Source organism: Aerococcus sp. 150760013-2, from assembly GCF_053627715.1.
This window is the reverse complement of sequence record NZ_JBSEYI010000007.1, coordinates 113,000-119,421: the sequence shown is the minus strand read 5'-3', so window position 1 is coordinate 119,421 and position 6,422 is coordinate 113,000. Positions and strand designations below refer to the sequence as shown.

The following is a 6,422-nucleotide window of genomic DNA, read 5'->3' as shown; positions in this document are numbered from 1 at the left end:
GACTAGTACTAATCGGTCGAGGACTTATCCAATGGATATAAGATTGTATGATGGAATGGTAGACGACTTACAGATTCAGTTTTGAGCGAACAAAAGCTCATATAAATATTGTGTGGTAATGATGGCAAGAAGGACACACCTGTTCCCATCTCGAACACAGAAGTTAAGCTTCTTAGCGCCGAATGTAGTTGGGGGTTTCCCCCTGTGAGACTAGGACGTTGCCATGCAAAACCGGAGAATTAGCTCAGCTGGGAGAGCGTCTGCCTTACAAGCAGGATGTCGGGGGTTCGAGCCCCTCATTCTCCACCATGACTCGTTAGCTCAGTTGGTAGAGCAACTGACTTTTAATCAGTGGGTCGTAGGTTCGAATCCTACACGGGTCATTATGCGGGTGTGGCGGAATTGGCAGACGCACCAGATTTAGGATCTGGCGCCGCAAGGCGTGGGGGTTCAAGTCCCTTCACCCGCATTATATATAAGCCGGCTTAGCTCAGTTGGTAGAGCATCTGATTTGTAATCAGAGGGTCGAGGGTTCAAGTCCTTTAGCCGGCATTGATATCTTTGATATTCAAATACGCGGAAATAGCTCAGTGGTAGAGCACCACCTTGCCAAGGTGGGGGTCGCGGGTTCGAACCCCGTTTTCCGCTTTGTCCGAAAGGACATCCATATAAATACATTTTATAATATGCCGGGGTGGCGGAATTGGCAGACGCACAGGACTTAAAATCCTGCGAGGGTTAACCTCGTACCGGTTCGACCCCGGTCCTCGGCATTTTATATAAGCACCCATGGCTCAACTGGATAGAGTACTTGACTACGAATCAAGCGGTTGCAGGTTCGAATCCTGCTGGGTGCATGACCCGGGAAATAGCTCAGCTTGGTAGAGCACTTGGTTTGGGACCAAGGGGTCGCAGGTTCGAATCCTGTTTTCCCGATTCTAATGTGGGGGATTAGCTCAGCTGGGAGAGCGCCTGCTTTGCACGCAGGAGGTCAGCGGTTCGATCCCGCTATTCTCCACTTAATTAGATGTATAATATGGCGGTGTAGCTCAGCTGGCTAGAGCGTCCGGTTCATACCCGGGAGGTCATGGGTTCGATCCCCTTCGCCGCTATTATATAATTACTTGGACCTTTAGCTCAGTTGGTTAGAGCAGACGGCTCATAACCGTCCGGTCGTAGGTTCGAGTCCTACAAGGTCCATCCTTGTATGGGATTATATGAAAGATATTTTATTGCCTTGGAGGATTACCCAAGTCCGGCTGAAGGGAACGGTCTTGAAAACCGTCAGACGTGTAAAAGCGTGCAAGGGTTCGAATCCCTTATCCTCCTTTTTCTTATTAATATCGCGGGATGGAGCAGTTGGCAGCTCGTCGGGCTCATAACCCGGAGGTCGTAGGTTCGAGTCCTACTCCCGCAATTGAAATGGTCCCGTAGTGTAGCGGTTATCACGCCTCCCTGTCACGGAGGAGATCGCGGGTTCGATTCCCGTCGGGACCGTAAATAAAATTATATGCGGGTGTAGTTTAGTGGTAAAACCATAGCCTTCCAAGCTATCGTCGCGAGTTCGATTCTCGTCACCCGCTTTAGTATTATGGGCCTGTAGCTCAGCTGGTTAGAGCGTCCGCCTGATAAGCGGGAGGTCGATGGTTCGAGTCCATTCAGGCCCATTGATATTTGGAGAATTACTCAAGAGGCTGAAGAGGACGGTTTGCTAAATCGTTAGATCGCGTAAGCGATGCAAGGGTTCGAATCCCTTATTCTCCGCTTTTATATATATTTGGCCCGTTGGTCAAGCGGTTAAGACACCGCCCTTTCACGGCGGTAACACGGGTTCGAGTCCCGTACGGGTCATAGCTTGATAAAGCTTAATATTTTTACTACCTCGGAGGATTACCCAAGTCCGGCTGAAGGGAACGGTCTTGAAAACCGTCAGACGTGTAAAAGCGTGCAAGGGTTCGAATCCCTTATCCTCCTTTTTCTTATTAATATCGCGGGATGGAGCAGTTGGCAGCTCGTCGGGCTCATAACCCGGAGGTCGTAGGTTCGAGTCCTACTCCCGCAATTGAAATGGTCCCGTAGTGTAGCGGTTATCACGCCTCCCTGTCACGGAGGAGATCGCGGGTTCGATTCCCGTCGGGACCGTTGATTAAGGTCTGATAGCTCAGTTGGTAGAGCACTTGATTGAAGCTCAAGGTGTCGGCAGTTCAAATCTGTCTCGGACCATAGCAATTTTTTTATACTGGCCCGTTGGTCAAGCGGTTAAGACACCGCCCTTTCACGGCGGTAACACGGGTTCGAGTCCCGTACGGGTCATCATAATTAAAAAGGGAGGCGAAAGCTTCTCTTTTTTGTTTTTCTATTTTATATTGTCTTAAGATTATCCTAAAATAAATATTAAGAATAGATTTGCATGGATAAACATTACAAATTAACTTAAGACTTTGATATAATAAATACCATATGTAAGTGAAGGGATGGATAATATTGCGACGATTTTTTGAGAATAAAAAATTAATTGTCCTGCTTGTTAGTGTCATCACTTCATTCAGTATGATTGCCTACTCTATATTTAGTCAATCACAGATGCCCAAACCAATTTTATGGGTGAATGATGTGACCGCAGTTGTGGGTAGATTTGTTTCTACACCAACGAATGCGATGATGCGCTTTACAGATTCAATTAACGATTTAATGAACACATACGAAGATAACCAACGATTGAAAAGCCAAATTTCTTCACTAGAGGAACTGGAAGCTCAAAATGAGATATTACAAAGTGAAAATGAAGAGCTATCTGCCTTACTTGATTTACAACCTTCATTAGTTGGTAAGAATGTTATTGCTTCTTCTGTTATTTCTAGATCTCCAGATACCTGGTTAGACTCAATTACAATCGATGTAGGGACTAATAGTGGTATTGAAGAGAACATGTCTGTGATGACAGAGAGTGGCCTTGTAGGGCATGTAACGGAAGTCTCTGCTACGAGTTCAAAAGTGCAGTTATTGATTACTGAGAATAATCAAATGAAGAACGTAGCTGTAAGTATTCAAACGGATGATGGTATCGTGTCTGGGATTTTATCTGACTATGATGAAAAGACACAGGAATTAATCCTTAAACAAGTGCCGAATGATGCAAAAGTTTCTGAAGGAAATACGGTCACTACAAGTGGTTTAGGTGGTGTATCTCCAGAAGGTTTAATCATTGGAGAAGTAACATCAGCATCTTCTGATAACTTTGGTTTATCTCAGTCAGTGAAAGTAAAACCTGCTGCAGACTTCAAAGATATCCGTTCAGTATTGGTTATCATGACCTTGAATGAAAGTTCAAGTGATACATCAGCTGATAGTGAAGATCAGGCTGCTGAATCCTCCGCTGCATCTACAGATACAGGAGAATAGGGAGGTCAGTATGTTACATTTCTTTAAGAACAATTTTTTGATCCCTACCTTTGTGTTCTTTATTTTATTATTGGATGGTAGCGTGATGACCATGTTGTCATATAGTTTGGGTAGTGAAAAATTTCAGATCAGTCCACAATTCACACTGATTGTGATTACCTTATTGGCGGTTTATTTAATAAATGATTCAAAAATATTCCTTGTGAGTATTATCATAGGTTTTATATACGACGCTTATTATTCTTCGATACTTGGGGTTAATTTATTCTTATTTCCCATGATAGTAATACTTACTCGGGCGGTTATAAAAAAATTCCCAATGAACTTTTATACGATTTGGTTATGGATCCTTATTGTTTATACCGTGTACACGCATTTTATCTATGCTTTATACTACTTAATCGATATACATAGTAGTAGCTATTATTACTTTTTAAGTCAGAACTATATTCCGTCGTTATTATTCAATGCCTTTTTAGGTTTTATCTTTATTTGGCTAATTCAGAAATTAGTTATTTGGTTTGAAAAATAATACTTGATTAAAAATTAAAAAATGATTATAATAAATTTACAAATATGAAAAGTGTTGATTGGAAGAGGTTACGAGCCTTTTATTAAAGAGAGCCTAGCAAAGTTGAGAATAGGTATAAAAATCGTATCTACACACCCAAGAGCAAATTATTAAAGATAATTCGTGCGTGAGCGTTAATCACTGTGTCAGTATTGACACGCAGAGATAGTAATCGTGAGATTGCTATGAAAAAAGGTGGAACCACGTTTATTTCACGTCCTTTTATACCAAGTGAGTTTGGTGTAAAAGGACGTTTTTTAATTTAACTGGAGGGTGGAAGCAATGAAGAAATTTAAACTTAGCAATTTTGTATTATCAATTATTTTATCAATAGGTCTGGTATTTGCTATAGGGCAAACATCGGTAAAAGCAACTGAATCTGAGGATACGAGTGGTGAAACTTATATTATCGGTTTAGACGATACATTCGCGCCAATGGGTTTCCGTGATGGAGAAGGTGAATTGGTCGGTTTCGATATCGACTTAGCTAATGCAGTAGCTGACCTATATGGTTGGAATTTAGAATTTCAACCAATTGATTGGACGATGAAAGAAACTGAGTTGAATTCAGGTAATATCGATATGATCTGGAATGGTTATGGGATCACACCAGAACGTGAAGAAATGGTCTTGTTCTCTGAACCATATATTGAGTCTGGACAAATGGTCATTAGTAAAAAAGGTTCAGGTATTGAAGAAATTTCTGATTTAGCAGGTAAAACGATTGCCACACAATCTGGGTCAACAGCCTTAACATTTATGCAAGAGTGGCCAGATGACTTATATAACCAATTAGCTGATGAACCAGTCTTATACCCTTCGTACAATGAAGTGTTTGCTGATTTGGATGCTGACCGTGTGGATGCTATCTATGCTGGTGATATTTATTCTCGCTATACCTTAAATCAAAAAGGGACTTTAGATGAATATGAGTACTTTGTAGATGAAACATCTGTTGAACCGATGGGTGTTGGTTTTAGAAAATCAGACACTGCATTAAAAGAGCAAGTAGATGCAGGTATTGAAGAATTAAGACAAAACGGGACTTATGCTGAAATTGAAGCGAAATGGTTCGGTGAAGATTCAGAATCAACGGGCTCTTCAAATATTGTCATGACGGTATTGCCTTCATTATTAAATGGATTAAAATTAACCCTACTTTTATTTGTCATTGTATTGATTCTATCAGTACCAATTGGCTTCTTAATTGGAATCTTACGCGTGTTTGGACCAAAATGGTTACAAGCAATTATTGAAGCTTATGTTTTCATCATGCGTGGTAGTCCACTGATGCTTCAATTGATGGTGATCTTCTTCGGTTTACCATATATTGGTATCGCCATGGATCGATTCCCAGCAGCTGTTCTAGCATATGTGATTAACTATGCAGCTTATTTTGCAGAAATCTTTAGAGGTGGTATTTCAGCAGTGCCGGACGGTCAATATGAAAGTATTTCTGTATTAGGTATTGGTAAAATTCGTGGTTTTAGAAGAATTATCTTACCGCAAGTAGTTAATATTGTATTACCTTCAATTGGTAACGAAGTGATTTCCCTAGTAAAAGATACGTCATTAGTTTATGTGATCGGACTTGGCGAGTTACTAAGAGCCGGAAATATTGCAGCTAATACCTATGCGTCTCTAGTACCATACTTAGTTGCTGGGGCGATTTACTTAATCGTGACAGCAGTTCTTACATTTGTCTTACGTAAATTTGAAAACCAATTGAAATGGTAAAAGGGAGGTCATCTTATGTCATTAAAAGTAGCAGGACTAAATAAATCTTATCAAGATAACCAAGTCATTAAGGATTATGACTTCGAAATCAATCCTGGTGAAGTTGTGATTTTACTAGGTCGTTCAGGGACGGGTAAAACGACATTCATGCGTATTATAAACAATCTTGAAGAAGCAGACCGTGGTACGATTGAAATTAACGGTAAGGTCTTATCAAAAGATAACGGCACTAAAGCTGTCTATAGTTCAAATAGTGAGCGTCGAGCTTATCAAAATGAACTCGGCATGGTTTTCCAAGATTATCAATTGTTCCCAAATTTAACCGTGATTCAAAATCTGATTGAAGCACCCTTAGCACAAGGGCTTAAAAACAAAGAAGAATTGATTGAAGATGGTAAAAATCTATTAGCGGATGTTGGTTTATCTGATAAAGCAGATGTTTTCCCATCAACATTGTCTGGTGGTCAAAAGCAACGGGTGGCGATTGCTAGAGCTTTAATGCTAAATCCAAGTGTCTTGTGTTTTGATGAACCTACTTCAGCTTTGGATAGAGAATCTGCTAATCAAATCGGTGGCCTTATCACAGCCTTATCTAAGGACCAAGGTAAAGCCATTCTGATTGTTACCCATGATACTGAGTTCGGTAAACAAATTGGAACTAGAATTGAGTCATCGACTGAATTCGCAAAATAATCTAAGCTAAATTCTAGAT

The 6,422-nt window shown here is 40.8% G+C and carries 4 protein-coding genes, 23 tRNA genes and 1 rRNA gene; all 28 read left to right on the top strand.

Going from position 1 to position 6,422, the window contains the following annotated elements; genetic code table 11:
• Positions 1-111 precede the first annotated feature (111 nt).
• Positions 112-227: ribosomal RNA gene (rrf, locus tag ACUW85_RS05470) — 5S ribosomal RNA — on the top strand.
• A 6-nt stretch (positions 228-233) separates the two neighbouring features.
• Positions 234-309 (top strand) — tRNA-Val (locus ACUW85_RS05465).
• Position 310: 1 nt separating this feature from the next.
• Positions 311-383: transfer RNA gene (locus tag ACUW85_RS05460), tRNA-Lys, on the top strand.
• Positions 384-387: 4 nt separating this feature from the next.
• A tRNA-Leu gene (locus ACUW85_RS05455) sits at positions 388-469 on the top strand.
• Positions 470-479: 10 nt separating this feature from the next.
• Positions 480-552, top strand: a tRNA-Thr gene (locus tag ACUW85_RS05450).
• Positions 553-576: 24 nt separating this feature from the next.
• Positions 577-648: transfer RNA gene (locus tag ACUW85_RS05445), tRNA-Gly, on the top strand.
• Between the two features lie 40 nt (positions 649-688).
• A tRNA-Leu gene (locus ACUW85_RS05440) sits at positions 689-773 on the top strand.
• Positions 774-783: 10 nt separating this feature from the next.
• Positions 784-857, top strand: a tRNA-Arg gene (locus tag ACUW85_RS05435).
• Between the two features lie 5 nt (positions 858-862).
• Positions 863-936 (top strand) — tRNA-Pro (locus ACUW85_RS05430).
• A 9-nt stretch (positions 937-945) separates the two neighbouring features.
• Positions 946-1,018: transfer RNA gene (locus ACUW85_RS05425), tRNA-Ala, on the top strand.
• 20 nt (positions 1,019-1,038) lie between these two features.
• Positions 1,039-1,112, top strand: a tRNA-Met gene (locus ACUW85_RS05420).
• A gap of 14 nt (positions 1,113-1,126) precedes the next feature.
• Positions 1,127-1,200 (top strand) — tRNA-Ile (locus tag ACUW85_RS05415).
• Positions 1,201-1,239: 39 nt separating this feature from the next.
• A tRNA-Ser gene (locus tag ACUW85_RS05410) sits at positions 1,240-1,329 on the top strand.
• A 15-nt stretch (positions 1,330-1,344) separates the two neighbouring features.
• A tRNA-Met gene (locus ACUW85_RS05405) sits at positions 1,345-1,417 on the top strand.
• Positions 1,418-1,424: 7 nt separating this feature from the next.
• Positions 1,425-1,497, top strand: a tRNA-Asp gene (locus ACUW85_RS05400).
• A gap of 15 nt (positions 1,498-1,512) precedes the next feature.
• Positions 1,513-1,583, top strand: a tRNA-Gly gene (locus ACUW85_RS05395).
• 10 nt (positions 1,584-1,593) lie between these two features.
• Positions 1,594-1,667: transfer RNA gene (locus tag ACUW85_RS05390), tRNA-Ile, on the top strand.
• A gap of 9 nt (positions 1,668-1,676) precedes the next feature.
• A tRNA-Ser gene (locus ACUW85_RS05385) sits at positions 1,677-1,764 on the top strand.
• Between the two features lie 15 nt (positions 1,765-1,779).
• A tRNA-Glu gene (locus ACUW85_RS05380) sits at positions 1,780-1,851 on the top strand.
• A 33-nt stretch (positions 1,852-1,884) separates the two neighbouring features.
• A tRNA-Ser gene (locus ACUW85_RS05375) sits at positions 1,885-1,974 on the top strand.
• A 15-nt stretch (positions 1,975-1,989) separates the two neighbouring features.
• Positions 1,990-2,062: transfer RNA gene (locus ACUW85_RS05370), tRNA-Met, on the top strand.
• A gap of 7 nt (positions 2,063-2,069) precedes the next feature.
• Positions 2,070-2,142: transfer RNA gene (locus tag ACUW85_RS05365), tRNA-Asp, on the top strand.
• Between the two features lie 8 nt (positions 2,143-2,150).
• Positions 2,151-2,223 (top strand) — tRNA-Phe (locus tag ACUW85_RS05360).
• Between the two features lie 18 nt (positions 2,224-2,241).
• Positions 2,242-2,313: transfer RNA gene (locus ACUW85_RS05355), tRNA-Glu, on the top strand.
• A gap of 171 nt (positions 2,314-2,484) precedes the next feature.
• Positions 2,485-3,402 (top strand): rod shape-determining protein MreC, encoded by a 918-nt coding sequence (gene mreC / locus ACUW85_RS05350; RefSeq protein WP_082148222.1) that lies wholly within the window; start codon positions 2,485-2,487, stop codon positions 3,400-3,402.
• Positions 3,320-3,934: a rod shape-determining protein MreD gene (gene mreD / locus ACUW85_RS05345; protein WP_310649006.1), complete on the top strand. Its 615-nt coding sequence runs from the start codon at positions 3,320-3,322 to the stop codon at positions 3,932-3,934. Before mreC ends, mreD begins: the two co-directional genes overlap by 83 nt.
• Before the next feature lie 321 nt (positions 3,935-4,255).
• The gene (locus tag ACUW85_RS05340) at positions 4,256-5,710 is read left to right on the top strand and encodes an ABC transporter permease subunit (protein WP_082148223.1); all 1,455 of its coding nucleotides are present in this window, start codon (positions 4,256-4,258) and stop codon (positions 5,708-5,710) included.
• Between the two features lie 15 nt (positions 5,711-5,725).
• Positions 5,726-6,403: an amino acid ABC transporter ATP-binding protein gene (locus tag ACUW85_RS05335; protein WP_048727216.1), complete on the top strand. Its 678-nt coding sequence runs from the start codon at positions 5,726-5,728 to the stop codon at positions 6,401-6,403.
• Positions 6,404-6,422: the final 19 nt, after the last annotated feature.

Coding starts and splice junctions, on each gene's coding strand:
- ACUW85_RS05335 (WP_048727216.1), top strand. CDS start 5,726: ATGTCATTAAAAGTAGCAGGACTAAATAAATCTTATCAAGATAACCAA.
- ACUW85_RS05340 (WP_082148223.1), top strand. CDS start 4,256: ATGAAGAAATTTAAACTTAGCAATTTTGTATTATCAATTATTTTATCA.
- mreD (WP_310649006.1), top strand. CDS start 3,320: ATGAAAGTTCAAGTGATACATCAGCTGATAGTGAAGATCAGGCTGCTG.